General features: G+C 42.8%; 28 protein-coding genes. 1 reads left to right on the top strand and 27 read right to left on the bottom strand.

The window, feature by feature from the left end; all coding sequences use genetic code 11:
• Positions 1–6 precede the first annotated feature (6 nt).
• Positions 7–942: an HPr(Ser) kinase/phosphatase gene (gene hprK, locus ACI3E5_RS03920; protein WP_005225790.1), complete on the bottom strand. Its 936-nt coding sequence runs from the start codon at positions 940–942 to the stop codon at positions 7–9.
• Positions 943–1,099: 157 nt separating this feature from the next.
• Between hprK and ACI3E5_RS03915 the strand changes: the two genes are divergently transcribed.
• Complete coding sequence (locus ACI3E5_RS03915) at positions 1,100–2,800, top strand: M3 family oligoendopeptidase (protein ID WP_142967236.1); 1,701 nt, start codon at positions 1,100–1,102, stop codon at positions 2,798–2,800.
• Between the two features lie 63 nt (positions 2,801–2,863).
• On the opposite strand, the gene ACI3E5_RS03910 is transcribed toward ACI3E5_RS03915, so the two are convergent.
• The 26 genes from ACI3E5_RS03910 to ACI3E5_RS03785 all read right to left on the bottom strand — a co-directional run bounded on the left by ACI3E5_RS03910 (position 2,864) and on the right by ACI3E5_RS03785 (position 25,092).
• Positions 2,864–3,223, bottom strand: coding sequence for a phage holin family protein (locus tag ACI3E5_RS03910; protein WP_005225788.1), 360 nt, complete (start codon positions 3,221–3,223; stop codon positions 2,864–2,866).
• Positions 3,223–3,531: a PspC domain-containing protein gene (locus ACI3E5_RS03905; protein WP_005225787.1), complete on the bottom strand. Its 309-nt coding sequence runs from the start codon at positions 3,529–3,531 to the stop codon at positions 3,223–3,225. The genes ACI3E5_RS03910 and ACI3E5_RS03905 overlap by 1 nt, the downstream gene beginning before the upstream one ends.
• A gap of 49 nt (positions 3,532–3,580) precedes the next feature.
• Positions 3,581–5,143, bottom strand: coding sequence for a daptomycin-sensing surface protein LiaX (gene liaX, locus ACI3E5_RS03900; protein WP_142972898.1), 1,563 nt, complete (start codon positions 5,141–5,143; stop codon positions 3,581–3,583).
• Positions 5,144–5,671: 528 nt separating this feature from the next.
• Positions 5,672–6,349: a phosphate signaling complex protein PhoU gene (gene phoU / locus ACI3E5_RS03895; RefSeq protein WP_142972897.1), complete on the bottom strand. Its 678-nt coding sequence runs from the start codon at positions 6,347–6,349 to the stop codon at positions 5,672–5,674.
• An 11-nt stretch (positions 6,350–6,360) separates the two neighbouring features.
• Positions 6,361–7,119 carry a phosphate ABC transporter ATP-binding protein PstB gene (pstB, locus tag ACI3E5_RS03890; protein ID WP_005225784.1) on the bottom strand — a complete coding sequence of 253 codons (759 nt, stop codon included), beginning with the start codon at positions 7,117–7,119 and terminating at the stop codon, positions 6,361–6,363.
• Between the two features lie 31 nt (positions 7,120–7,150).
• A complete protein-coding gene (pstB, locus tag ACI3E5_RS03885) occupies positions 7,151–7,957 on the bottom strand; it encodes a phosphate ABC transporter ATP-binding protein PstB (protein ID WP_005225783.1) in 807 nt (268 codons plus the stop codon).
• Between the two features lie 13 nt (positions 7,958–7,970).
• A complete protein-coding gene (gene pstA, locus ACI3E5_RS03880; RefSeq protein ID WP_005225782.1) occupies positions 7,971–8,855 on the bottom strand; it encodes a phosphate ABC transporter permease PstA in 885 nt (294 codons plus the stop codon).
• Positions 8,855–9,775, bottom strand: coding sequence for a phosphate ABC transporter permease subunit PstC (gene pstC, locus ACI3E5_RS03875; protein WP_005225781.1), 921 nt, complete (start codon positions 9,773–9,775; stop codon positions 8,855–8,857). Before pstC ends, pstA begins: the two co-directional genes overlap by 1 nt.
• A gap of 97 nt (positions 9,776–9,872) precedes the next feature.
• Complete coding sequence (locus tag ACI3E5_RS03870; RefSeq protein ID WP_010748000.1) at positions 9,873–10,727, bottom strand: phosphate ABC transporter substrate-binding protein PstS; 855 nt, start codon at positions 10,725–10,727, stop codon at positions 9,873–9,875.
• A 400-nt stretch (positions 10,728–11,127) separates the two neighbouring features.
• Positions 11,128–11,859 (bottom strand): alpha/beta family hydrolase, encoded by a 732-nt coding sequence (locus tag ACI3E5_RS03865; protein ID WP_185080159.1) that lies wholly within the window; start codon positions 11,857–11,859, stop codon positions 11,128–11,130.
• Between the two features lie 95 nt (positions 11,860–11,954).
• On the bottom strand, positions 11,955–13,628 hold the full coding sequence (gene recN, locus ACI3E5_RS03860; RefSeq protein WP_016610293.1) for a DNA repair protein RecN: 1,674 nt from the start codon (positions 13,626–13,628) through the stop codon (positions 11,955–11,957).
• A gap of 15 nt (positions 13,629–13,643) precedes the next feature.
• Complete coding sequence (argR, locus tag ACI3E5_RS03855; RefSeq protein ID WP_005225777.1) at positions 13,644–14,093, bottom strand: arginine repressor; 450 nt, start codon at positions 14,091–14,093, stop codon at positions 13,644–13,646.
• Between the two features lie 97 nt (positions 14,094–14,190).
• The gene (locus tag ACI3E5_RS03850; RefSeq protein WP_005225776.1) at positions 14,191–15,012 is read right to left on the bottom strand and encodes a TlyA family RNA methyltransferase; all 822 of its coding nucleotides are present in this window, start codon (positions 15,010–15,012) and stop codon (positions 14,191–14,193) included.
• Positions 15,009–15,905, bottom strand: coding sequence for a polyprenyl synthetase family protein (locus ACI3E5_RS03845; protein ID WP_288722258.1), 897 nt, complete (start codon positions 15,903–15,905; stop codon positions 15,009–15,011). Before ACI3E5_RS03845 ends, ACI3E5_RS03850 begins: the two co-directional genes overlap by 4 nt.
• A complete protein-coding gene (locus ACI3E5_RS03840) occupies positions 15,902–16,123 on the bottom strand; it encodes an exodeoxyribonuclease VII small subunit (RefSeq protein WP_005225774.1) in 222 nt (73 codons plus the stop codon). Before ACI3E5_RS03840 ends, ACI3E5_RS03845 begins: the two co-directional genes overlap by 4 nt.
• Positions 16,104–17,456 (bottom strand): exodeoxyribonuclease VII large subunit, encoded by a 1,353-nt coding sequence (gene xseA, locus ACI3E5_RS03835; protein ID WP_010747995.1) that lies wholly within the window; start codon positions 17,454–17,456, stop codon positions 16,104–16,106. The genes ACI3E5_RS03840 and xseA overlap by 20 nt, the downstream gene beginning before the upstream one ends.
• A complete protein-coding gene (locus ACI3E5_RS03830) occupies positions 17,457–18,308 on the bottom strand; it encodes a bifunctional methylenetetrahydrofolate dehydrogenase/methenyltetrahydrofolate cyclohydrolase (protein ID WP_005235351.1) in 852 nt (283 codons plus the stop codon).
• Between the two features lie 293 nt (positions 18,309–18,601).
• On the bottom strand, positions 18,602–19,066 hold the full coding sequence (nusB, locus tag ACI3E5_RS03825; protein WP_034858046.1) for a transcription antitermination factor NusB: 465 nt from the start codon (positions 19,064–19,066) through the stop codon (positions 18,602–18,604).
• Complete coding sequence (locus tag ACI3E5_RS03820) at positions 19,059–19,484, bottom strand: Asp23/Gls24 family envelope stress response protein (RefSeq protein WP_005225770.1); 426 nt, start codon at positions 19,482–19,484, stop codon at positions 19,059–19,061. The genes nusB and ACI3E5_RS03820 overlap by 8 nt, the downstream gene beginning before the upstream one ends.
• Positions 19,485–19,693: 209 nt before the next feature.
• Entirely contained in the window at positions 19,694–20,758 is a 1,065-nt protein-coding gene (locus ACI3E5_RS03815; RefSeq protein ID WP_498820824.1) for a M24 family metallopeptidase, read from the bottom strand.
• Between the two features lie 217 nt (positions 20,759–20,975).
• The gene (locus tag ACI3E5_RS03810; protein ID WP_005225767.1) at positions 20,976–21,215 is read right to left on the bottom strand and encodes a GlsB/YeaQ/YmgE family stress response membrane protein; all 240 of its coding nucleotides are present in this window, start codon (positions 21,213–21,215) and stop codon (positions 20,976–20,978) included.
• A 74-nt stretch (positions 21,216–21,289) separates the two neighbouring features.
• Positions 21,290–21,655: a DUF956 family protein gene (locus ACI3E5_RS03805; protein WP_005225766.1), complete on the bottom strand. Its 366-nt coding sequence runs from the start codon at positions 21,653–21,655 to the stop codon at positions 21,290–21,292.
• Between the two features lie 114 nt (positions 21,656–21,769).
• A complete protein-coding gene (locus tag ACI3E5_RS03800) occupies positions 21,770–22,681 on the bottom strand; it encodes a PTS system mannose/fructose/sorbose family transporter subunit IID (RefSeq protein ID WP_005225765.1) in 912 nt (303 codons plus the stop codon).
• A gap of 20 nt (positions 22,682–22,701) precedes the next feature.
• Complete coding sequence (locus tag ACI3E5_RS03795; RefSeq protein ID WP_005225764.1) at positions 22,702–23,505, bottom strand: PTS mannose/fructose/sorbose transporter subunit IIC; 804 nt, start codon at positions 23,503–23,505, stop codon at positions 22,702–22,704.
• Between the two features lie 30 nt (positions 23,506–23,535).
• The gene (locus tag ACI3E5_RS03790) at positions 23,536–24,528 is read right to left on the bottom strand and encodes a mannose/fructose/sorbose PTS transporter subunit IIA (protein WP_005225763.1); all 993 of its coding nucleotides are present in this window, start codon (positions 24,526–24,528) and stop codon (positions 23,536–23,538) included.
• 69 nt (positions 24,529–24,597) lie between these two features.
• The gene (locus ACI3E5_RS03785; protein ID WP_026008065.1) at positions 24,598–25,092 is read right to left on the bottom strand and encodes a PTS sugar transporter subunit IIB; all 495 of its coding nucleotides are present in this window, start codon (positions 25,090–25,092) and stop codon (positions 24,598–24,600) included.
• Positions 25,093–25,296: the final 204 nt, after the last annotated feature.

Genomic DNA, 25,296 nt, shown 5'->3' with positions numbered 1-25,296 from the left:
TCCTCTCTAGTTTCCAGAATTTTCTTCGATCAATTGCGTCAATCGATTTTCAAAGGTCTTCGTTGCATCGTAGCCCATCGTTTTCGCTCGGAAATTCATGGCAGCGACTTCGATAATGATCGCAACATTTCGACCAGTTTTTACGGGGATCTTGATTTGTGGTACATCGACGCCACCAATTTCAACCGTCGTATCATCGGTTCCTAGTCGATCATACTTTTTGTCTTTCGCCCAAGCTTCTAAATACACCGCTACTTGAACCTGCATATAACCTCGTACGGCACTGGCACCAAAAAGATTCATGACATCGATGATTCCGATTCCGCGGATCTCGATCAAGTGTTGCAAGATTTTCGGCGGTTCCCCTACCAAAGTCAATTCATCTTGCTTATACACATCCACCCGATCGTCAGCGATCAACCGATGCCCACGTTTGATTAACTCTAAGGCTGTTTCGCTTTTCCCAATTCCGCTATCGCCTTGAATCAAAACACCTAGCCCATAGACATCCACTAATACCCCATGGACACTGGTTCTTGTGGCTAAGCGCCCATCGAGGAAACTAGAAAGCTCTCCTTGCAGACGTGAGGTTGAGATGGGCGAACGCAAAATTGTGATCTCATGTTCTTTGCAGGCTTGAATCATTTCTGCTGGTACTTCCAAGCCGCGAGAAACGATAAACCCTGGGGTATCCTCGGCACACATTTTGCGCATCACCATCAAGCGTTCTTCTGGCATCATCCGTTCCGCAAAGGTGATCTCTTTGCTGCCGAATAATTGCAGACGATCATGGGAATAGTAATTAAAATAACCCGTCAATTCCAAACCAGGTCGGGAAATATCGCCGGTAATGATTTCTCTTTCTAAACTGTTTTCAGTTCCTTCAACTATCTCTAAATTTAAAGCCTCCGCCAGCTCGCTGACTTTGACGGTTTCTGCCATAGGTTTTCCCTCTTTTCTCAATGATTCTTGCCGCTGTTTCTTATAAACGACACTCTGGTTCTATTTTATCATTCTATCAGTAAAGTTACTACCTTCGCCGATAGAAGTCCTCATTCTTTTTCGTTTGTGTTATTATTTTACTAAGGAGGGATTTTTAATGAAATTTTCAGCATACAAGTATCAACGCCCTGATTTTCCAGTTTATCAAGAAACATTCAAAAAAGCATTAGCAAACCTTCAGTCAGCCGATACCTTCTCGGAGGCGAAGCAAGCCCTTGATGCTTTGAACGAACTAAGAGGAACGATCGATACTGCAATGAACTTGGCTTCGATCCGCTATTCGATCGATACCAACGATGCCTTTTATGAAGCAGAAGACACTTTTTGGAATGAATACCAGCCTCATTTTGAAGCTCTGGATTTTCAATTCTATCAAGCACTTCTGGCTTCACCTGTCTTAGATGAATTAAAAGCCGAATATCCAGAAACACTTTTTTTATTTGCCGAAAGCCGTGTGAAGCTTTTTGATGAGGCCTTGATCGAATTATTTCAAAAAGAAAACCAATTGGCTTCTGATTACAGCAAATTGGTCGCTTCTGCCCAAATCGACTTCCAAGGAGAAACCTATACCCTCGCACAACTGCGACCATTTACCGAAAACAAAGATCGCAGTGTTCGAAAAGAAGCGTTTGAAAAACAAACGGCTTTCTTCACGGAAAATGAAGACCGTTTTGATCAAATTTATGATGAGATGGTCAAGGTTCGTACCGAGATCGCCCACAAGCTCGGCTTTGAAAATTATGTTGCCTTTGCGGATACCCAAATGAATCGTTGGGACTATGATCGTTCAATGATCGAGACCTATCGTCGGGAAATTTTAGAAAAAGTCGTCCCAATTACCCAAAAACTGTACCAAAGACAGGCGCAGCGTAATCAATTGACTCAGGCAACCTTTACCGACCTGCCGCTTGTTTATCCTAGTGGTAACGCAGAGCCTAAAGGAACACCTGAAGAACTAGTAGAAAAAGCCCGTGTGATGTATCAGGAACTATCCCCTGAAACTGGCGAATTTTTTGATTTTATGGTCGAGCATGACCTACTTGATCTACTAAGCAAAAAAGGCAAACAATCTGGCGGCTATTGTACGTTTATCCAAGACTATCAATCGCCATTTATCTTTGCCAACTTTAACGGCACTTCTGGTGATGTCGATGTTTTGACCCACGAAGCTGGCCACGCGTTTCAAGCCTTTCGCTCTCGTTGGATCAAAGAACCGGAAATTCTCTTTCCCAATTATGAGTCTTGCGAGATCCATTCAATGTCGATGGAGTTTATCGCCTGGCCATGGATGGATGCCTTTTTTGAAGAAGAAACAGAAAAATACAAATTTGCGCATCTTGCTAGCAGCCTGCAATTTTTGCCTTATGGCGTTTTAGTGGATCACTTCCAACAAGACGTTTATGAGCACCCTGAGTGGTCACCAGCACAGCGCAAAGCCCGTTGGCGGGAATTAGAGCGCCAGTATTGCCCAGAACGGGATTATTCAGAATATCCTGACCTTGATCGTGGCTTGTATTGGTTTAGACAAGGGCATATTTTTGAATCACCTTTCTATTATATCGATTATACATTGGCGCAAGTGTGTGCGTTCCAATTTTGGTATCGATTCATCGTGGCAAAAGACGAAACCGCTTGGCAAGATTATTTGGCCATCTGCGAAGTCGGCGGCACGAAAACATTCCTTGAGATCTTGTCTCTTGCTCATTTGCGTTCACCTTTTGAAAAAGGGGCGCTTGATGAGACGTTACAGGCAGTAGATACGTACCTTGCTGCTATCAAAGAAGAACAGTTAAACTAAAAAAAGACGTTTCCGTTTCTCCACTAGCTTCATAGCTAGTGGGAGAAAACGTGAAACGTCTTTTTAACGTGAATATTTTTCGATATGGTGTTCGGTCACGATCATATTGATCACTGACATGATCAGTGCCACTAATAGCGCTGCCCCAAACGAGGAGAAGCCGAAGTTGGCTGACCCAACAAAATATGAAGTCAAATTCAGCATGAGCGCATTGATCACAAAAGTGAAGAAACCAAGCGTCAGTAAAGTCAATGGAAATGAAATGACGATCAGAATTGGTTTAATCAAAGCATTCAGGATCGACAGTACGAAACTGGCGATCACTGCAGTCATAATGCTTTGAACATGGATCATATTTGGTAATAGAACCGCCAATGTGACAAACGTCAATGTATTCATGATAAGCCGTTGAAAATAAGACACTAGAAGTCACTCCAGTCCTCATCCTCCACCTTTTCCGCTTCTTTACGGGGACGATTTGCTTCATTGTATTTGTTTTGCTTGTAGTAGTGATTGTCGTGGCCATATCCTGAGGTGCTCTTGCGTCCTGAAGGAATCAAGACCGCCATGATGATATATAAAGTGATTCCAGGGAACCCAGCAGTCACTAAAGATAGAAAGACATAGATCACGCGAACGATGGTTGGATCGATTCGCAAGTATTCTGCCAGACCCCCTAGAGTACCTGTAATGACAACGTTATTGGCTGATTTTGTTAATTTTTTGTTCATTTATCTACACCTTCCTTCTTTTCTTTAATGAGTGTAAACCCAGCGATTCTTATTTGTCTGTATCTTTGATAAAGACATTTCCTGTTGTTGTGGATAGATCGATTTGAGCGACTTTATCGGCAACTCGACGGAATTGCAATAGTTGGTTTAGGCGTTCTTTTTTCTCACGCACAACTTCCATCTCGCTTAAACGATTGTTGATGCTACCTAAACTTGTTTTTGCGATCCCTTCAAAACCGATTCCTGTCGGTAATGCTACTTTGACATTCCCATTTACAGAGCTGGCGTTTAATTTTTGGACCGTTTCTTCTTTGTAGGTCACACGGATGTTGCCGTTAACTAAAGAAATACCGGTATTTTGTGGCGTTGCTGTCAACGTAACGTCGCCGTTCACCGTTTCAATAATGGCATCTAAAATCTCACCCTCTTGAACAGTGATCGTTCCATTCACGCCCTCAATCTCTAACATCGATGCGTTTACTTTGCGGAAATCGATATTGCCGTTTGTTGATTTTGTATAGACATCTTTCGCATCCAATTCATTGAATGTAACATTGCCGTTCAGCAATTTCACTGCCACATGATCATAGGTACGTTTTGGCAAGTAGAAAACGAGATCGGCACGAATGCGTTTGTTGGGAATTTGGAAAGAGATGCGTTCATCATCGACATTGATTTGGCTTCTTGCTTCAAAAGCATCGAAAGGCTCCGCCGCATCCATTTTACCATATAGTTTGATTTTGGCATCTACTTTGACACCTGGTTCATCCCATAATTGGAAGGAAACATTGCCGTTTGCCAATTTCACATCGATCAATGTCGCTGCCGTTTCATCATAGCTGAATGTGTGCTCAAATTTTGTCGCTGCAACACCAGGAACTTTCAAGTTGATGTCTTTCCATTCCATGTTGTCATTGACTGACTCTGTCACTGCTCGAACCGTTTTCTTCAAGAAGTGTCCGAAGTGTGTGCTGGCATCGACCATTTTTTCACTTACTTGGTTAAAGGTGTCAGTCGCTTGCTCTTTCCAATCCTCTGGAATATCTAATTTTTGAGAAATTTTTTCTTTTGTTTGAGACCATTGGTCTTTGCGAATATTTTTTAATTTTGCTTCCAATTCTGCTTTTTCTTCAGATAAACCATCTAAGGTTTCTTCCAAGGCAGTAATGGTCGCTTCTGTTTCGTGACGCGTAGCCAATTCATCTTTTGACAATTGATCCAACTCTTCTTTGGTGTTCAATTGCATCAGTGTTTCTTGTGCTTCTTTTAATTCTTCTTTGACGCCAAGAATTTCAGCATTGATTTCGTCCAACTCAGCAGATGCTTGGTTGGCTTCCGTTGCTAAACCATCGAGAATCTTTTCAAGATTTTCTTTGTCTTGCGCTTCGTTTTGACGAAGTTTTTCTTCGCTGTCAAACGTGAACATCTCATCGTCGTTTTCAGTATCATCAAATGGGCTTGTCGCATTCTTATCCGCGGTTACCTCAGCAGCAGCTTTGTTAATTTGTTTTTCGTCTTTGGCTTTTGCCATACCTTCTAGTAAATCCAAGGCTTCTTCTGTAGAAAGCACACCTTTTTTTACTAGATCCAATATACGTTCTCTTTCGTTCATGGAAATTGCCTCCTTCAGCAAATGTGTGATTGCAAGTTTAGCTTACGAACCTATTATGCCTTGTTTTTGCAAAAGTGTCATAGGTCTTAAGTACCAAGTTTTTCTCAATCTGCAGATTGGCAAGCAAAACCGACACTTTTTCTTCATTCCTCTAGGCTCAAAACGATCTTCCTATTATTAACAGTACCACGAAAAACCAATAGAAACAAAAGTTTCAGCTAGTAGAACTCTTAAGGAATAGGCCTGCTAGAGTAAATGAGTGATTGCTCCTTTCACTGCAGGTCAGCAACGAAAAGAATAGACGGCTCAACTAGTAAATTTCAGGGACGATAGAATCGATTTCCATTGGCCATCTTTATGGAGGAGCCATTTTCTAATTTGCCTATCCTGTTCACGTCATCGATTGAAGCGATTCTTTCAAATCAAAAAGACCGCCGAGAGAAGTTACTCCTTAAAGGACAACTGCTTTCGACGGTCCGTCCCATCTCTTTTAAAAGAGATATGTGATCAAGAACCCAAGCTGGTTTCTTAAATCATTTCCGTACGGTTTGTATTCAATTCACTGATTTTCCCAGTAGCAAGATACACGATCCATTCACAAATATTCGTTACGTAGTCACCGATTCGTTCCAAGTATTGAGCAACGGATAAATAATCGGTCCCACTGACAACTGTTTCTGGATTTTCTTTCATACTCTCGATCGTTTTATAATAAATGTCTTTGTAATATTCATTGACCCGATCGTCCATTTGAGCGATCATGCGAGCATCATCTTGATCGGTTTTTACATACGCCACTAAGACATTATCAACCATTTTTTTGACGTAATCCGACATATCTGAGATTTCTTTTTCGATTTCGGCGATCCGCGTTTCGCCTTTGACCCGAATCGTTGACTTCGCAATGGATACCGCATGGTCCCCCATCCGCTCCAAGTCAGAGCTGGCTTTCATTACAGTAATGATCATTCGTAGATCGGTCGTTACTGGTTGTTGCAAAGCAATCATCTCAAAGCTCTTTTTTTCTAAACGAACTTCCATATTGTTGATCGCCAAATCATTTTCAATTACTTCGTGCGCAATTTCTTTGTCATGTCTGACATATGCTCGCACAGATTTATGAATGGCACTGCTGACTAGCATCCCCATTTCATAAAATTGATTGTGTAAATTTAATAATTCTTCTTCAAACTGTGTACGCAACATCCCTTTTCCTCCTAACCAAATCTTCCTGAGATATAATCTTCTGTTTCTTTTTTGCTTGGACTTAGGAACACTTTTTTCGTGTCATTGAACTCGATCAAGTTGCCGTCCAAAAAGAACGCGGTTTTATCTGAGATTCTTGAAGCTTGTGACATGTTGTGAGTCACGATGATCATGGTGTAGCGTTCTTTCAGTGCTAGAAGGGTATTCTCGATTTTCCCTGATGAAATGGGGTCTAACGCACTGGTTGGTTCATCCAGCAAAATGATTTCTGGATCGACAGCCAATACCCGAGCGATACAAACCCGCTGCTGTTGTCCACCTGATAAAGAAAGCGCACTTTGGTGAAGTTTGTCTTTGACATCTTCCCAGACAGAAGCTGCTTTCAGGCTTTCTTCTACCGTCTTATCAAGAATCTCCTTGTCCGTGACTCCTTTTAATTTTAACCCATAAATCACATTTTCGTAAATTGAAAAGGGAAAAGGATTCGGTTGTTGAAAAACCATCCCGATTTCTTTGCGCAAATCAACGATGTCTTGCTTTGGACTATAAATGTCTTTCCCTTTATAGACAACACTTCCTGTAATTGTCACACCAGGGATCAAATCATTCATTCGATTAAGAGAACGCAAGTAGGTCGATTTCCCACAACCTGAAGGTCCGATCATTGCAGTGATCTCGCCTTTTTTGATGGAAAGGTCGATTCCTTTTAATGCTTCTTTTTTTCCGTAGTATAAATGCAGATCTTTCGATGTAATAATTTCTTCTGCCATTGTTTTGCCTCCGTTTACTGATCGAATCGGCTCAGCCAAAATGACCGGATACGTAATCTTCTGTTGCTTTAATTTTTGGACGAGTAAATATCTTACGGGTCTCATCGTACTCGATCGCATTTCCTAAGTAGAAAAAGGCAGTATAATCGCTGATCCGAGCAGCTTGCTGCATATTATGGGTCACGATGATGATTGAATAGTCGTTTTTCAAGTTGATAAGAGTTTCTTCCACTGTCCCTGTTGAGATTGGATCAAGGGCACTAGCTGGTTCATCTAAAAGTAAGATATCTGGTTTCATCGCAATTGCTCGAGCGATACACAGACGTTGCTGCTGTCCACCGGACAATGCCAAAGCACTTTTGTCTAAGCTGTCCTTTACTTGATCCCAAAGTGCGGCTTGTTTCAAGCTGGTTTCGACTGCTTCATCCAATTTCTTTTTGTTTCTTTCTCCATGACGTCGCAAAGCAAAGGCGATGTTGTCATAGATCGATTTACTGAAAGGGTTTGGTCGTTGGAAAACCATGCCGATACGCTTACGCATTTCGAAGACATCGACTTCTTTTGTATTGACGTCGACTCCTTTATACATGATGTTTCCTGTGACTCTCGTGTTTGCGATCCCATCATTCATTCGATTCAAAGAACGCAGATACGTTGATTTACCGCAACCGGAAGGTCCGATCAATGCGGTGATTTTATTTTTTTCAAATTGTAGATCAATGCCTTTGATGGCTTCATTTGATCCATACCATACATGCAAGTCAGTGGTATAAAGCGCCACATCTTCTGGTTTATCGAAGGTAATGATATTTCGATCGTCCCAATTGTAATCGTTCATACTGTCATTCTCCTTATGCTGACGTCATTTTCTTGTACAACCGTTTGCCAGCTGCACGGGCGCCAAAGTTAAATAGCAAGACGGCAATGATCAATACCGCCGAAGCCCCGGCTGAAACTTGAGCGCCATCAGGCATCGTACCTTCTGTATTGATTTTCCAAATATGGACTGCCAGCGTCTCCGCTTGTCGGAAAAGACCGATCGGGCTGGAAACACTCAATGGATTCCAGTTTGTAAAATCAAGGGCCGGTGCACTTTGTCCTGCAGTGTAGATCAGCGCTGCCGCTTCACCAAAAATCCGACCAGAACTTAGAATGACCCCAGTCAAAATCCCTGGTGTTGCTTCTGGGACAATGATGCGTGTGACAGTTTCCCAACGGGATAAGCCTAAAGACAAGCCCGCTTCACGCTGCGTATAATGAATCGCTTGTAGAGATTCTTCCACATTTCTAGTCAATAGTGGCAAATTGAAGAAAGTCAATGCCAAGGCACCTGAAATGATCGAAAAGCCATAACCAAACTGGATAACAAAGACCAAGAAACCAAAAAGACCGACAACCACAGAAGGCAGTGAACTCAAGATTTCGATCGATGTCCGAATGATATCCGTCAACCAGTTTTTCTTCGCATATTCTGATAAGTAGATCCCCGCTCCTAAAGAAATCGGAAAACTAATGATCATTGTCACTAAAAGCAAGTAAAGGGAATTGAACAATTGGATGCCGATCCCGCCACCTTCTTGGTACGCTTTTGAAGAAGAAGTCAGAAACTCCCAATTGATATGGGGAATACCACGTACCAAAATGTACAATAGTAAGGAAGCCAAAATCAAAACAATGACTCCAGCAACAGCATACAAGACGCCGGTAGCAATTTTATCTGAACGTTTTGCATTCATTATTTCAATGCTCCTTTCTTCCCAATAAAGCGAATGACAATGTTAAATAGTAAGGACATCAATAAGAGAATCAAGGCTAATGACCATAGAACGTTGTTTTGGACTGTTCCCATGATCGTATTCCCAATACCCATGGTTAAGATCGATGTCAATGTTGATGCAGGTGTCACTAAGCTCGTCGGCATCAATGCCGCATTACCGATAACCATTTGGATCGCCAATGCTTCCCCAAATGCGCGAGCCATTCCGAAAACAACTGCCGTTAAAATCCCAGGGACAGCTGCTCGTAAAACAACTTTATAGATCGTTTGCCAGCGTGTTGCACCTAAAGCTAAGGATGCCTCACGGTAGTGCCGAGGGACTGCCCGTAACGCATCGACAGTCATCGTAGTCACTGTCGGCAAAATCATGATAAATAGGACAAAGGTCCCCGCCAAGATCCCAAACCCTGTACCGCCAAAAACAGAACGGACTGCTGGTACAATGACAGACAAACCGATAAAACCATAAACTACAGAAGGAATACCGACTAATAGTTCGATGACGGGCTGCAAAATCTTCTCTCCGTTACGAGGGGAGATCTCCACCATAAAGACTGCTGCACCGATCGCAAATGGTGTTGCGACGATCGCTGATAGGAAGGTTACGAAGAACGAACCAAGGATCATCGGTAAAGCACCTACTAATGGTTGTCCATCAGGACCAACAGCACTTGGATTCCATTGCGTACCAAACAAAAAGTCGAAAACATTGACTTTGTCTACAAAGAATGTCGCTAATCCACGGCTAGCAACGAAATAAAAAATGGAGATCACAACCAATACAATCAACGCAATACATAGAAAGCTAACCAGCTTTCCTCTTTGTTCCATTCTTGCGCGCTTGGATTTTTTTGTTAACACTTCTTTTACATTTTCCACGAGGGTTCCTCCTCAAAAATCAAACTAAACTCATAACCATTAGTTTATCGGTTCAACATCAATTTCTGTTAAAGCTTGTGTAAATTTTGTGTAAAGATTACTCGACGATGTTGCCTTCCCAATCTCTTTCCACCTGCATGATGGAAATTGGAATATAACCCAGATCCCCGACGATATGCTCTTGTACTTCATCAGAAAGCATATATTCGAGAAATTCAGCGGTCAATCCCGTTGGTTCTCCTTTTGTATACATATGCTCGTAAGCCCAAACTTTCCAATCATTGGTCGTTACATTTTCAATCGTTGGTTGAACCCCATCGATCGAAAGGACGTTGACTTCATCTGTCACATAAGAAAATGCAACATAACTGATGGCGCCTGGTGTATCTGAAACAATCGAACGGACCATCCCACTAGAATCTTGCTCTTGGGAAGGAATCGCTGTTTCGCCATCCATGATCCATTTTTCAAACGTACTTCTCGTGCCGCTTCCAGTCGCCCGATTCAACAAAACGATGGGCAGATCATTTCCGCCAACTTCACGCCAATTTGTAATATTTCCTAAGAAGATATTTTTTAAGTCCTCTGTTGAAATATCCGTGATCCCGACGCCTTTGTTGACGATCGGTGTGATACCCACCGTTGCCACTCGGTGGTCAACGAGTGCATCCGCATCGATCCCTGGCTTTTCTTCTGCAAACAAATCAGAATTCCCAATATCGACTGCGCCTGCTTGGACTTGACTTAACCCAGTGCCGCTCCCGCCTCCTTGGACATTGATAAATCGCCCAGGATTTGAGTTTTGAAATTCTTCCGCAACGGTTTCTACGAGTGGCTGCAAGGCAGAAGACCCGACTGCTGTGATCGATTCTCCTCGATCTGCCCAGCTTGCACATCCTGAGAGTAAAATAACCAATCCGATGATAGGACTTAGAAGTTTTAATTTTTTCATCATAACGCTCCTTGTACTTTCGAAAGTCATTGATTATAAAAATCAATTATTTTCATTTTACCATTAGTTGAAATCAATGAAAATTATTATTTGCTTTTTTTTCTTGAGCTGAGTCTGTCCCTTTATTTAAAACGCTTTTTTTCTTTTACAAAATAACTATTTTGTAAATAAAATGACAAGATTTCTTAATTAAATTACGTGCATCCAGAAGGTATGCTGTGCTATACTGTGAGAGGAAACGTATTTTAAAAAGAACATAATTATTAATCTTGCTTCCCCAATCAAGTACAATATGTTGTTATGTTCAGCGTTTTCACGATTTCATCAACATTTCCCCAAAATGTCTGTTGAATCGAAACGGCAGAAAGAAGCATTCCTATGCATCTTCTGCCGTCTTTTTTTATTCTAATTCACTTAACCATGCCGCCATCTGCTCAATGATGGCTTCTTGCTGCGCTTCATTTGGTAGATCCGCTGCTGCTTCTCCTTTTTGTAACCCATAGGTACCAAAGCCAGCATGATTGCCGCCTTCGATCGTTTGGAACGTCGTAGTTTCTGGAAGGAGGCTGCGGGCAGCTTGCCAATTTTCTTGATTCACTACTTGGTCTTGACTGCCTGAGAGTGACAACACAGCAATCGATTGATCAGCTAAGGATCCTTTTTCATCTGGGTAACTAGCAAAGAAAAAGACGCCTTTTAACTCGTTGTCGTTTTCAGTCAACTGATTCGCTGCAAAACGGCTTGCCATGACACCACCTAATGAATGACCGCCAATGACATAGGAGCTATGGGGAATTTCTTCCAAGACCTCTTCTGCACGATTGCCTGCTAAAACAGCCATGTTAAAGGGCATTTTAACGATCGCGACAGGATAGCCTTTTTCCGCTAAACCTGCTGCCCATACACTATAGCTTTCGGCATCGACAAGCGCACCAGGATAGAAAATAACCAAAGGCTTTTCTTCATCTCCAGCAAAATAGAGGACATTTCCCTCATCATCTGCCTCTTTCGCAGCTGTAACTGCAGCATCCACTGCTGGGTAATGCAGTTGTTGCCAACCGACCCAACCGGCAATAATTAAAATAACAACGGTGATCAATACACCGATCAAGACTTTTGTTCTTTTTCTCATCATGTCCTCCTGCAAAAAAGAAGATCAGGAAAGGATGGCAGACGAAAGTTGCGGGTCCATCATCTCCTGAATCTTTCTATAAGTGTTTCCAATTTTTATCGGTGAGCCAGCGCCAATAGTTCTCGTGCATGTTCGATCGTTAAATCGGTGATTTCTGCACCTGAGAGCATTCGGGCGATCTCAGCCACTCGTTCTTCTTCTGATAATTTACGGACATGGGTTTCTGTCCGACCTTCTTGAATTGCTTTTTCGATAAAATATTGATTGTCCGCCACAGCCGCTACTTGCGGCAAGTGGGTGATACACAAGACTTGCGAATTCGCAGCGATCTTGGCGATTTTTTCGGCGATCGCCTGAGCTACTCGGCCACTGACCCCAGTATCCACCTCATCAAAGACAATACTAGTGATTCCTTGCTTGCGGGAGAAAATCGATTTAAGCGCTAATAAGATCCGGGAAAGCTCTCCTCCAGAAGCAACTCGCACTAACGGTTTCATGCCTTCACCGGGGTTGGTGGTCAAATAAAACTCCACGGTATCAAAGCCGCTGCTGCTTAATTGTTTTGAACCAGATGCAAACCGTACTTCAAATTGCGCGTGCTCCATATACAGCTCTTTTAACTCTTGAACGATTTCTTTTTCTAAACGATGAGCCAGTTCACGTCGTTTGACGTGCAAGGCTTCCGCCAGCTGCCAAACTGCTTCAGCTTTTTGGGCAAGCTCTTCTTCTAATTGCTCCAACTGACCTTCCGTATAGGCTGATTCGCTGATTTCTTTGCTGATCTCGTCATAATAAGCAAGAATCACAGGAATTGACTCCCCGTATTTGCGCTTCAATTGACGAATCGTTTCCAGCCGTGAAATGACTTCTTCTAGTCGGCCTTCATCTAATTCAAGGTTGTCGACTTGCCGCGAAATATCAGTGGCTGCATCTTGCAACAAGTAATACGCACTTTGGATCGCTTCACTGATTTTTTCATACGCAGGATCAAGATGGGCGATCGACTGGATCTCTGATAATGCCACACTGACTCCATCTAGGCTATTAACTTCTTCGGCGGATAGAGCGCCATAGCTTTGCCCTAGAGCATCCACGATTTTCTGATAATTGGTCAGTTTTTCTCGTTCATCGATCAGCTGCTCTTCTTCATTTTCCATCAATTCCGCTTGGGCGATCTCTTCTTGTTGAAAACGCAGCATGTCCATTCGCTGCACATAGAGCTGTTCATTTTCTTGAATGGTCCGCACATGTTTTTCTAAGGAGCGATAGGCTTGATAGGCTTGACGGTAACTTGCAAGTTCCGCTTTAAAGGCATCATCTCCAAAACCATCCATCAACGCCAAATGTTTTTCTGGCTGCAGCAGCTCTTGATGCTCATTTTGTCCTTGGATATCAACTAAAAACAAGCCGATTTGGCGCAAAACCGACAAGGTAACGGTTCGACCATTTACACGACAAATAGTTTTACCCGATTGAGAGATATCCCGTTGTACGATCAGAACTTCCTCTTCATCAATACCCAGATCTGCGGTCAGCTCTTTGAACTCCTGCTGATTCGGCCATTCAAAAATCCCTTCCAAACGGCATTTTTCTGCGCCTTGACGCAAATAGTCACTGGATCCTCTGCCACCTGCTAGTAAGCCCATCGCATCGATAATGATTGATTTCCCAGCACCTGTTTCACCTGTTAGAGCCGTCATCCCCTCATGAAAAGACAGGTGCAGGTTGGAGATAATCGCAAAATTTTGGATCGACAATTCTAAAAGCATCCCTTGCCTCCTCTTTTATACGTAACGTTGGAAATCCTTGAATAGGTTCTCGGTATCTGCTTCTGTTCTGGTGATCATCAAGACGTTGTCATCATCGTTTAGCGTGCCAAATAATTCTTTGGCATAACGCTTATCGATCAAATTCGCCAAAGCCGAAGCATTGCCAGGCAGTGTGCGCAGGATCACAAATTTGTCCATTCGATCGACAGAAACAAACGCCGTTTTTAGGATTTTATCTAGTTTACCACTCACGTCTTCCGTTGTCTCTTGTGGAATACTATAGCGATAGCCGCCTTTTTGGGAAGGAACTTTCACTAACTTCAATTCCTTGATATCCCTTGATATGGTTGCTTGTGTGACTGAGACGCCGCGATCTTTTAACAACTCGACAAAATCTTCTTGTTTCTGAATATCTTGTTCACTTAACAATCGTGTAATCAAGCGATGCCGTTCTTTTTTTCTCATCTCTTGTTCCTCCTGAATGAATTCCTACTAATTTTATCCTATTTTGCGCAAGAAAGAAAGAGAGCCGACAAGTAAAATGTCCACTCTCTTCCATTCTTTATTTTGGTTGATGAAAGGTCTCATGTGCTGATGCAACAACTTTCGGGATGTCGATCCCTGCTGCGGTGCCTTCTTGCAGGCTTTTCTTTAAATGTACGATAAACTCGATATTCCCTTCGCCACCAGTGATTGGTGAAAAACTTAGGTTTAATACATCGAATTTTGTTTTCTTAGCGAATGCCAGTACTTCCTCCAATACTCGTTCATGGGTTTTGGGGTCACGAACGATCCCATTTTTTCCGACCGCTTCTTTGCCCGCTTCAAATTGTGGTTTGATCAGCGCCATCACTTCGCCATCCGCTACCAAAATATCGTAAAGGGGAGGTAAGATCAGTTTAAGTGAAATAAAAGAAACATCGATCGTAGCAGCTTCAGGAAGACCATCCAGGAAGTCTGTTGGTTTTGCATAACGGAAGTTGACCCGTTCCATAACGATCACTCGCTCATCTTGCCGCAGCTTCCATGCCAACTGATTGTAACCGACATCCAGTGCATAGCTTTTTTTGGCGCCATTTTGCAACGCCGCATCAGTAAAGCCACCGGTGGAAGCGCCGATATCTAACATGATTTTATCGGTTACGTCAAAATCAAAAACTTTGAGTGCTTTTTCTAACTTGAGACCACCACGAGAAACATAAGGCAGCTTCTTCCCTTTGATCTGCAGCAGTGTATCTGCGGCAATTTTTTCTCCAGGCTTATCTAGGCGCTCATTGTTTTTTTCTTTGTACACCAATCCAGCCATCACTCCTCGTTTGGCTTGCTCGCGGGTCTCAAAGAGGCCTTGCTGGACAGCTAAAACATCTACTCGTTCTTTCTTCATGCGTTCCCTCGAATCTCAAATCGTTCCACAAATGCCAATAAAACATCCGGCGTAAATTGACCGTATTGGCTTAACTGTGCCAGAATTTCTTTGGCTTTGCTCAATTCTTCAGTCAAGGCTTGCTGCGCGCCTGCTAAGCCAAGTAAAGCAGGATAGGTACTTTTCGCCAACTCGTCATCTCGGCGGACAACTTTGCCTAGCTCTTCGGTTGTACTAGTGGCATCTAACAGATCGTCGCGAATTTGAAAGGCTAACCCAATATGCTGGGCAAAGCGATCCAATTCATGCAGAACCTCTTCCGTCTGGTCGGCTAAGACACCACCAGCAATCACCGCAAAGCGGATCAATTCTCCAGTCTTTCGTTCATGGATTGACATCAGCTCCTCAAGACGAAGCGCTTGGTTCTCCCCTTGAATATCAGCTGCTTGGCCGGCAACCATCCCTTGCGTGCCCGCTGCTTTACTCAACTGCTGCAGCAGCAAGACTTTTTGATTGGCTTCGATTTCCGCCATAGCGACTAATTGAAACGCAGCCGTCAAAAGACCATCTCCAGCTAAAATCGCTAAAGCTTCACCAAAAACCTTATGGTTGGTGGGTTTGCCTCGACGCAGATCATCGTTGTCCATTGCTGGCAGATCATCATGGATCAGCGAATACGTATGCACCATTTCTAGGGCTGCTGCACACTGATACACCGCGGTATTGATGGGTTTGTGAAAAGCGGCGACTGTTGCTGCCAATAAAAGCGGGCGAATGCGTTTGCCGCCAGCTTGGATCGAATACTGCATGCTTTCAAATAGTCGTTGATCAGAAGTGTGTTCTTTGACAAAACGTTCCATAACTTCTTCGATCAATGGGGCGTGTTCTTTCGTAAATTCCTTCAAAGCACTCATTGGCTTTCCTCTTCAAAGGGGACTTCTTCATTGGATTCAGTCATCATTTTTGTTAAGGATTTTTCCGCTTTACTCAAGGTATCCTTGCATTGCTTGCTCAAAACCATGCCTTTTTGAAAAGCATCTAACGCTTCTTCCAATGGAACATCACCTTGTTCCAAACGGGTTACGATTTGTTCTAATTCTTGTAATGATTCTTCAAATGTTGGATTTGCCATGATTAACTCCTTCTGTACTAATAACTTCGACCAGCGCTTGGCCATCTTGGTAATGGATCGTCAGCTGATCTTCTGGCTCGATCGCATCAATCGATTTGATCACCTGCTCATTTTTCGTGGTATAGCTGTAGCCGCGCCCCATGATTTTCAGCGGGCTTAGCAAATCAAGGGATTGGACTGCATTTGCAAATTGATTTTCTTTTGCTGCATAAATATCTTTCATGGCTTTCGTTAAGCGTTGAGAAAGATAGCTGACCTCTTGATTGCTGGCTTGTAATCGCGCTTTTGGTTGTTGCTGGGCCAACCGTGAAATCAATTGCTGTGCCTGGCGATCCTTGTCATAAAGCAAGGTTTGCAAGCCTTGCTGCATCCGCTGCTGCAACTGATCGAGTTTGATGGACTGTGCCTCATACAAGCGCTCTGGTTGTCGAAAAACATACGATCCAATCACTCGCTGATAGCGTTCTTGTTTGTACTGGATCTGGTGCATAAATGCTTGCTCTAATCGGGCTTGTCTTTCTTCGATCCGCAAAATCTCCTCCGACAGCACTGGCACCGCTAATTCGGCAGCGGCGGTCGGAGTTGCCGCCCGTACATCCGCCACTAAATCGGCAATCGTCGTATCGGTTTCATGCCCCACTGAAGAAATAATGGGGGTTTTTGCATCAAAAATGGCTCTTGCCACTCGTTCTTCATTGAAAGGCCAGAGGTCCTCGATCGATCCACCCCCACGTCCGATGATCATCGTATCAAAGGTCCCATCGGCTTCGACTCGTTGGATATTTTTCACCACATCATCCGCAGCTTTATTGCCTTGTACCACGGTTGGATACAAAACGATCTGAGCAATGGGGTAACGCCGCTGTGTCGTCGTGATGATATCTCTGATCACCGCCCCACTAGGACTGGTCAAAACTGCGATGCGTTTCGGGTATTTCGGCAAGGACTGCTTCGGTGCAGAAAATAAACCTTCTGCTGCCAATTTCTGCTTTAATTGTTCATAGGCTTGATAAAGAGCGCCGACACCGTCTGGTTCCATATGATCGATCACCATCTGGTAATTTCCGCTTGCCTCATACAGAGTGATACGCCCAACCGCCATGACTTTCATGCCCTCTTCTGGTTGAAAGCGCAGCTTGTCAAAAGCGCCTTTGAACATGACGGTCGAAATCTTTGCACCATCATCCTTCAAACTAAAGTATTGGTGATTGGGGCGACGACGAAAATTGGAGATCTCCCCCGTCAAATAAACCCGCTCTAGATACGGATCGACGTCAAACTTACGCTTGATATATTTTGTTAATGCGGTTACCGTTAAATATTCTTGCGCCATTTAGTTTTTCATTGTCTCCTTTGCTGCCTCGATCGTTTGGGCCATCAACATCGTGATCGTCATTGGACCTACACCTCTAGGTACCGGGGTGATATAGCTAGCGATCGGTTCGACTTCATCAAATTTCACATCGCCGATCAACTTGCCGTTGGCATCACGATTCATCCCAACATCAATCACCACAGCCCCTTCTTTTACGAAGTCTTTTGTGACAAAATGACCGCGGCCGATCGCCACGACTAAAATGTCCGCTTGTTTTGCCAACTCGGGCAGATTTTTGGTTTTTGAATGAGCAATAGTCACGGTGGCATTTGCCCCCAAGAGCAAGTGCGCCATTGGTTTTCCGACAATGTTGCTGCGACCGATCACTAAGGCATTTTTCCCTTCCAATTCGATCCCATACGCAGCAAACATTTTCATGATGCCATAAGGGGTACAAGGAATTCGGTCAGGTACACCTGCGAATAATTTTCCTAAATTGATTGGATGAAAGCCGTCGACATCTTTTTCTGGTTTGATGGCTAACAGTACTTTTTCTTCATTGATATGTTTTGGCAAAGGAAGTTGAACCAAAATTCCATGAAAGGCATCATCGTTATTGAACTGTTCGATTTCTGCTAATAATTCTGCCTCAGTAATGGATTCAGGGTAGCGGGCAACACGGGAATTGATACCGATTTTCGCCGCAGCTAGTTCTTTATTTTTCACATAAGTCTGACTCGCTTTGTCTTCTCCAACAAGCAAAACAACTAATCCTGGTGTCACACCCTGCTCTTTTAGTGTTGCTGTCTCTGAAAGAAACGCTGCTTGCATTTTTTCAGCCAATTCTTTTCCATTGATCAATGTACCCATTCTGACAACTCCTCCAACCTGATTATACTGACTTATTTTGTAAAAAGAAACGCACCAATCGTTTGTCGATATGCTTCTTCATGTTTTCTATCATAGCATTTTCTGAAAAGAAAAACACCGTCTAAGGCTCCCTTTTTTCGGAAAAAACGAGGGTAAACCGACAAAGTGCGTGCAAAAAAACCGAACGCTCAAGCAGGACCGTCAAAACAAGGCGGTTGCTCATAAATCGTTCGGTTTCTGACTCGATCGAAAAAAAGCTGATCTCTTTTGATCGATCGTGTTAGGGCTGAAAATTACTCACTTACTTGGTTGGTTTTTGTTTCTAGCTCTTGATTGACTGTCGATAAAATACCGTTGACAAACTTTCTGGACTGATCGTCACTAAAGGTTTTCGCTAATTCGATCGCTTCATTCAAAGCCACACGATTCGGCACATTATCCACATAGATCATTTCATACAAAGCAATTCGTAAAATCGTCACGTCCATTTTTGATAAACGCTGGATTTTCCAACCAGCTTTTAAATGATTTTGAATGACTTCATCCAAGGCTTCTTTGTAATGACAGACACCTGCCACTAATTGATCTAAATAAACAGGCACAAAATGCTCTTGTTCTTCATCGATCAATTCATGGTGTTCCAACTCGATGGCATGCATGATGGCATCTTGTTTCGTTAAATCTTTATTAAAGTCTAGTGGAAATAAAGCTTGTAACGCCATTTTCCGTATTTCATGCCGTGATAATTCTTTACTCATTTTCTTCCTCATCGTTTCCAAATAATTCTTCGATGTCTGGTAAATCTACTTTTTCTGGCACGACTGCCACAACATGAACATTTACTTCAGCCAGTTGTACATCTGTCATAAATAAGACTTGCTGTTTGACCCGTTCTTGGATCTCCATTGCCACTTTAGGCACTGACATCCCATAAGTGATATAGCAATAGATGTCCACTTTGATCCCTGTTTCATCGATCGTTAAGTAGACCCCTTTGCCATGAGCTGCGCGACCTAATAATTCAGTGACACTGTTTGCCAGTGTTCCTCGCATCCCATAGACACCTTCCACTTTAGAAGCAGCGATCCCAATAATGATCTCGATCACTTCTGGCGCGATGACGATCTCGCCTAATTCAGGACTTGCATTTAATACAAGGTTTTTATCTTCATTCATACGTTTTTGCCTCCATTCTAAACAGCTGTACCGTATTGTTTGTAAAAAAACCGCTCGTTTTTTCCGTTTGAAGCAAACCAACGCTTGATTCAATCAATAACATCCATGGCACAGTGTTTCTTCTCGCTCTAAGTTTATCATTTTCTGCACTGAGAATCTATAATAACCCACTATTCTCAATGAATTTTCTGAAAAACAAGGTCGATGAATCAGAGAATGATCAATTCTTTCGGTGAATGTGTCAACACTTTATTACCAGTTTCGGTGATCAAAAGATCATCTTCGATACGAACGCCGCCAATTCCTGGAAGATAGATTCCTGGTTCATCTGTAATGACGTTTCCGACAACAAATGCTTTATCAGCGCGGAAGGATACATTTGGTCCTTCGTGGATCTCTAAACCAATCCCATGGCCTGTTGAATGACCAAAGGCATCTCCGTAGCCAAAGGAAGCAATGTGATCCCGAGCGATCGCATCTAGTTCAATTCCGGTCATTCCAGGTTTTGCTGCGGCCAAGACTTTTTCTTGCGCTTCAAGTACGATTTGATAGATTTCCTTCAATTTATCGCCAGGATCTCCTACTGCAAAGGTTCTAGTCATATCAGACACATAGCCTTGATAGTAACAGCCAAAGTCTAACGTGATCAGATCGCCTTGTTCGATCACTTTTTCACTGGCAACCCCATGGGGCATTGCTGAACGCAGCCCACTAGCAACGATCGTTTCAAAAGATACGCTTGTGGCACCTAATGAACGCATAAAGAAATCTAACTGATTCGCCACTTCGATTTCTGTCATTCCTGGGCGGACCATTTTCAAAATATGTTCGAATCCTTGATCAGCGATATGGCAGGCTTGTTGGATCAATGCGATCTCTTCCTCATCTTTGACTTCCCGCAAAGCCTCGATCATCCCCGATACAGGGGCAAGGGATGATTCCTCGATCAAGTCTTCTAAGACGGAGTATTCGGCAAAGCTGACGAAACTTTCTTCAAAAGCTAAGACATTGATTTCTTCCTTTTGGCAGATGGTTGCAACTTCATCGAAAATCGGTCCGCTATTTTTTACGATCTCAAAACCTTGAGCTTGGGCAGCTGCTTGCTCTGTATATCGGAAATCTGTTACAAAAAAAGCTTTGTCCAACGTAATGACTGCTAAACCAGTTGTCCCAGTAAAGTTTGTCAAGTAACGCAAATTGTATGGGCTGGTGATCAAGAACCCATCAATCGAATCTTTTCTCATTGCTTCACGTAATTTTTCAACTCTTAACATGTATCGTTCCCTACTTTCTTGTTCTATACGATAGTATTATAACAAACTTCCAGAAAAAGCGGAAAGCAAGCGAAAAGTTTTCTAAAAAATCAAGCAATATGAATAAACGATAGAGTACTTTAAAAAGATTGCGTGTGATCTTTCGTTGTTCTCTTCTAAATGATGGCTTCCGTGCACAAAAAAAAGCAATTCAATCAATGAATTGCTTTTTTGATAATTATCTTTTACGTCCCAAAAAGAACGATACGACTGCCACGAAAATGACCGCACCGATAATCGCTGGCACGATGGCCATTCCTGCTACTTGCGGTCCCCAAGTGCCAAAAAGGCCTTGACCAATCGATGCGCCTACAAGTCCTGCAACGATATCAAAAATACAACCGCGTTTTTCGCCTGCAATGGCACCACCGATTGAACCGATGACCGCTCCTACGATCAATGTCCATAAAAAGTGCATACTAACCCCTCCTAAACTTTCTTATAAAAAGGGTACCATATTGAGAATCAATTGGAAAAATATATGCTCTCTTGTTATTTTCTGCGAGTGAAGGCTCGTTTCAATACATCAAAAAAGCCTAATGAATGCACCATATGGTCTGGATCGACGTATTCACGAATCGCTCGCAAAACTTTTTTTGGTTCTTTTGAGGAGAAGGTATACGTGCCATTCTTTTTGGTGCGGATCGCATAGCGTGGTATCCAACGGCCTTTGAACATGACCGAAGCGATCACATAGTCGACATCTTCCCATGGGATCTGAATAAACTTACGTTTGTCACGGTCATTGTAAAACTCAAAGGCTTTATCGCCGATCATGATTTTGCCGTACTCATTGATCCCTAAAAAAGACGTAGCATCGATCGTCAAATCCACTTTTGTATTAAGAGATTGTACCATTTGCGCTTACTCCATTCTATATCGTCTTATTATCTTATTATACGTGTTTGCAGCAGGTTTGGCGAATAAATAAAAAGGTACTTGGGTTGCCCCAAGCACCTTTCATTGAAAAGATTATAACAATCCGATCAAGTGTCCACCGATACCGACTAAGAATAGACCGATAATAATGATGATTGGAGAAACTTTTTTCTTCAATAACCACATACATAATAAAGTAAGCAATAGTGCAGCTAGACCAGGAATCAATTGATCCAAGTTGTTTTGCAATGTTGTTACTTTTGTATCAGTCAACGCACGGCCTTCAGCAACTTGTTGGAAGGCTTGTTGCAAACCAGCAGAGCCAGAAGGCAAGTTCGCCCAATCGACATAAGCACCTTCATCAAGCGGTACGCTTGAGACAACTGGCGCAAATGAGATCGATACCCAACGCTGAACGAGTGACCCTAATACGAACATCCCTAAAATTGAAGCACCTTTTGTTACATCTTGCAACAATCCGCCTGAAAGGTCATCAGTGATTTTTGAACCAGCACGATAGCCGAATTCTTGTGTGTACCACATAAATGCCCAACGGATGATGTTCCATGCAACGAAGAAGATGATTGGACCTAAGATGTTTCCAGCTAAAGCAAGAGAAGCACCTAGAGCACCTAACATCGGACGTACAGTAAACCAGAACACAGGGTCACCGACACCGGCTAAAGGACCCATCATCCCAACTTTTACCCCTTGGATCGCTACGTCATCGACAGGCGCGCCATTGGCACGTTCTTCTTCTAAGGCTAATGTTACCCCTAAGATTGGCGATGCGATATATGGGTGAGTGTTAAAGAATTCTAAGTGACGCTTCAATGCAGCGGCACGGTCTTCTTTTGTTTTGTATAATTTTTTGATTGCTGGAATCATTGAGAATGCCCAACCACCATTTTGCATACGTTCATAGTTCCATGAACCTTGAATGAAGGTAGAGCGCCATGCTACGGCTAAACGATCTTTTTTATTTAATTGAATTTTTTCTGCCATTTTTTTCTCCTCCTTCGATTCTAATAGTCATTCAAGATATCGCCTAGAGGGTCGCCAGTGTTGCTGCCGCCGCCTCCATTTGATGATCCGCCCATTTTAGTTAGGTTCAAGTAGATCAATGCGATTGCTACTGCCAAAGCACCGATAGCGATCAATGTCAATTGAGAAATAGCTGCGATAACGAAACCGATAATGAAGAATGGCCATACTTCACGAGTTGCCATCATGTTGATAACCATTGCATAACCAACGGCAACAACCATACCACCACCGATAGCCATACCATCAGTTAACCATGCAGGCATTGATTCTAAGAAGTTTTGAACAGTTGCAGCAGGAATTGCCAACAATGCAGCTGCAGGAATCGCAATACGAACCCCTTGCATACATACAGCGATCACATGCCACATTTCGATTTTACGAATGTTGCCTTCTTCAGCAGCAGCATCCATAAAGTGAACGATTGGCACAGCCAATGTACGAACGATCATTGTCAAGAACAAACCAGCAACAGCTAGAGGGATCGCAACGGCAATCGCTGTGTCAACACCAGCAGTTCCTTGTCCACCTAAAACTAAAATAATTGCAGATGCAACAGACGCCAATGCAGCATCAGGTGCAACAGCGGCACCGATATTTGCCCATCCAAGTGCGATCATTTGTAATGATCCGCCCAAAATGATACATGCTTCCAAATTACCGGTCACTAAACCGATCAAAGTACACGCGACTAGCGGTTGATGGAATTGGAATTCATCCAAGATTCCTTCCATACCAGCTAAAAAGGCAACGAGTACTACTAATACCATAGATATAATAGTCATGATAGACCTCCTATTTAGTTGAATACGTTTCTATTTATTCGCCAATTCATTTTTGGCTTTGCGTAAGATTTCGTCCATGTTGTCTCGAGAGTCATTTGGCACTTTACGTACATCAAATTTGATGCCGCGTCCTTTTAGATCTTCAAATGTCTTCACATCGTCCGTACCCATCGACAATACTTTACTTACAACAACTTTCCCAACAGAGTGAGCCATTGAACCAACGTTCACTTCAGTGATGTCAACGCCGCCTTCAACTGCACGCAACACATCTTGTGGGTTTTCAAATAATAGTAAAGCTTTCGTATTCCCGAAACGAGGGTCTTTAGAAACTTCGATCATTTTATCCACTGGAATGACGTTCGCTTTTACTCCTGGAGGAGCTGCTTGTTCGATCAGTTTTTTACGCAAATCATCTTTTGCCACTGCATCAGAAACAACGATGATCCGAGATGGATTAACTGATTTTGTCCAAGCTGTAGCGACTTGACCATGTAGCAAACGAGAATCCACACGCGCAAGCACGATTTTGATCTTGCCATCGCCTAGAACAGTTCCCGGAGGAAGTGATCCTTTAGGTTGATCGTCTTGCACAGCTTTTGGTGCTGTCGCTTCTTCTGGTTCAAGCTCTTCTGGTTTGACCTTAACCCCTTCTTTAGCTGTTTCAACGATGTGCGCAGCGATTTCATGCGCAGTGTTCATTGAAAAACGTGAAGCATAGGCTTCGATCACCATTGGTAAATTCATACCAGCAACGATTGCCCATTTGTCTTTGTGATCTTCAAACAAGCTGTTTGCTTGGTTGAAAGGAGTACCACCCCAAAGATCAACTAAGAATAATACTTCTTCTTGATCGTCAAATGTAGCAATTGCTTCTTGCATTTTTGCCTTGATGTCATCTGGACCTTCACTTGGCATCAATGTAACAGCTTTAACATTTTCTTGTTCGCCGAAGATCATTGAACCAGATTGCAAAATGCCGTTAGCAAATTCTCCATGACTTGCTAGGATAATTCCTACCATCTTTTTACCTCCTATATCAAAATTGAAAAATGTGACACGAATACGAAAGAAAAAACAACATCGAAAAAATTAAGGGTGACTACCTTCTTTTTCCAAAATATCCTTCAAAAAGATTTTACGATCAGCTGGAACTTTCCGTATCTCTACTTCTATGCCTTGATTTTGCAAATAAAGCAGCGAAGCAAGATCTTGATCATTGACTGACACGAAATTAGTGATCATCCGTTTTCCCATTGAAAAGCTCATGCCGCCGATATTGACGGAACGAATGTCAATGCCTCCTTTGACCAGAGTCACGACATCTTGAGGGTTGGTAAATAATAACATGACTTTTTGCGTATTAAATAATGTGTTATGCGCCACCTCAAGCATTTTTGCTACTGTCACCACATTGGATTTGATTCCTGGTGGAGCAGCTTCTTTCAAGAGAAACTTCCGTAATTGGTCATTTGCGACCTCATCACTGACCACGATGATTCGATTGATACCAGTCATTTTCGACCAAGCTGTGGCGACCTGACCATGAATCAACCGATCGTCGATTCGGGCAAGACGTATATCCATTCCCATTGTGCAAGCCTCCTACATCCATCGATCCGCTTTTCATATTGAGGATCTGTTCTTTTTTCAATCACCTCCTGTATCCACTTATATAGAAGCAAGAAGCGTGCCAAGTTTTTTCGATACACTATTCTTGAAAAAACCTTAAGAATCAGCATTCGGACAATACACTAAAAAAGATACACTAAAAAATACTGTATCTTTTTT

This window comes from Candidatus Enterococcus avicola, from assembly GCF_047470845.1.
GTDB lineage: Bacteria > Bacillota > Bacilli > Lactobacillales > Enterococcaceae > Enterococcus_D > Enterococcus_D casseliflavus.
The sequence above is the reverse complement of the archived record's forward strand: the minus strand, read 5'-3'. Positions and strand labels throughout refer to the sequence as shown.

Excerpts from the sequence above, each read along its gene's own strand:
- ACI3E5_RS03795 (WP_005225764.1), bottom strand. The coding sequence starts at position 23,505 with ATGACTATTATATCTATGGTATTAGTAGTACTCGTTGCCTTTTTAGCT.
- nusB (WP_034858046.1), bottom strand. The coding sequence starts at position 19,066 with ATGAGTAAAGAATTATCACGGCATGAAATACGGAAAATGGCGTTACAA.
- ACI3E5_RS03820 (WP_005225770.1), bottom strand. The coding sequence starts at position 19,484 with ATGAATGAAGATAAAAACCTTGTATTAAATGCAAGTCCTGAATTAGGC.
- pstB (WP_005225784.1), bottom strand. The coding sequence starts at position 7,119 with ATGGCAGAAGAAATTATTACATCGAAAGATCTGCATTTATACTACGGA.
- pstB (WP_005225783.1), bottom strand. The coding sequence starts at position 7,957 with ATGAACGATTACAATTGGGACGATCGAAATATCATTACCTTCGATAAA.
- ACI3E5_RS03830 (WP_005235351.1), bottom strand. The coding sequence starts at position 18,308 with ATGGGTACATTGATCAATGGAAAAGAATTGGCTGAAAAAATGCAAGCA.
- xseA (WP_010747995.1), bottom strand. The coding sequence starts at position 17,456 with ATGGCGCAAGAATATTTAACGGTAACCGCATTAACAAAATATATCAAG.
- ACI3E5_RS03865 (WP_185080159.1), bottom strand. The coding sequence starts at position 11,859 with ATGAGAAAAAGAACAAAAGTCTTGATCGGTGTATTGATCACCGTTGTT.
- ACI3E5_RS03800 (WP_005225765.1), bottom strand. The coding sequence starts at position 22,681 with ATGGCAGAAAAAATTCAATTAAATAAAAAAGATCGTTTAGCCGTAGCA.
- phoU (WP_142972897.1), bottom strand. The coding sequence starts at position 6,349 with ATGTTGCGTACACAGTTTGAAGAAGAATTATTAAATTTACACAATCAA.
- ACI3E5_RS03840 (WP_005225774.1), bottom strand. The coding sequence starts at position 16,123 with ATGGCAAATCCAACATTTGAAGAATCATTACAAGAATTAGAACAAATC.
- ACI3E5_RS03870 (WP_010748000.1), bottom strand. The coding sequence starts at position 10,727 with ATGAAAAAATTAAAACTTCTAAGTCCTATCATCGGATTGGTTATTTTA.
- ACI3E5_RS03845 (WP_288722258.1), bottom strand. The coding sequence starts at position 15,905 with ATGAGTGCTTTGAAGGAATTTACGAAAGAACACGCCCCATTGATCGAA.
- ACI3E5_RS03815 (WP_498820824.1), bottom strand. The coding sequence starts at position 20,758 with ATGTTAAGAGTTGAAAAATTACGTGAAGCAATGAGAAAAGATTCGATT.
- ACI3E5_RS03850 (WP_005225776.1), bottom strand. The coding sequence starts at position 15,012 with ATGAAGAAAGAACGAGTAGATGTTTTAGCTGTCCAGCAAGGCCTCTTT.
- liaX (WP_142972898.1), bottom strand. The coding sequence starts at position 5,143 with ATGAACGAAAGAGAACGTATATTGGATCTAGTAAAAAAAGGTGTGCTT.
- ACI3E5_RS03805 (WP_005225766.1), bottom strand. The coding sequence starts at position 21,655 with ATGGTACAATCTCTTAATACAAAAGTGGATTTGACGATCGATGCTACG.
- ACI3E5_RS03915 (WP_142967236.1), top strand. The coding sequence starts at position 1,100 with ATGAAATTTTCAGCATACAAGTATCAACGCCCTGATTTTCCAGTTTAT.
- recN (WP_016610293.1), bottom strand. The coding sequence starts at position 13,628 with ATGCTTTTAGAATTGTCGATCCAAAATTTTGCGATTATCTCCAACCTG.
- hprK (WP_005225790.1), bottom strand. The coding sequence starts at position 942 with ATGGCAGAAACCGTCAAAGTCAGCGAGCTGGCGGAGGCTTTAAATTTA.
- ACI3E5_RS03810 (WP_005225767.1), bottom strand. The coding sequence starts at position 21,215 with ATGCACTTTTTATGGACATTGATCGTAGGAGCGGTCATCGGTTCAATC.
- pstA (WP_005225782.1), bottom strand. The coding sequence starts at position 8,855 with ATGAATGCAAAACGTTCAGATAAAATTGCTACCGGCGTCTTGTATGCT.
- ACI3E5_RS03790 (WP_005225763.1), bottom strand. The coding sequence starts at position 24,528 with ATGGTAGGAATTATCCTAGCAAGTCATGGAGAATTTGCTAACGGCATT.
- argR (WP_005225777.1), bottom strand. The coding sequence starts at position 14,093 with ATGAGAAAAAAAGAACGGCATCGCTTGATTACACGATTGTTAAGTGAA.
- ACI3E5_RS03905 (WP_005225787.1), bottom strand. The coding sequence starts at position 3,531 with ATGAACAAAAAATTAACAAAATCAGCCAATAACGTTGTCATTACAGGT.
- ACI3E5_RS03785 (WP_026008065.1), bottom strand. The coding sequence starts at position 25,092 with ATGGATATACGTCTTGCCCGAATCGACGATCGGTTGATTCATGGTCAG.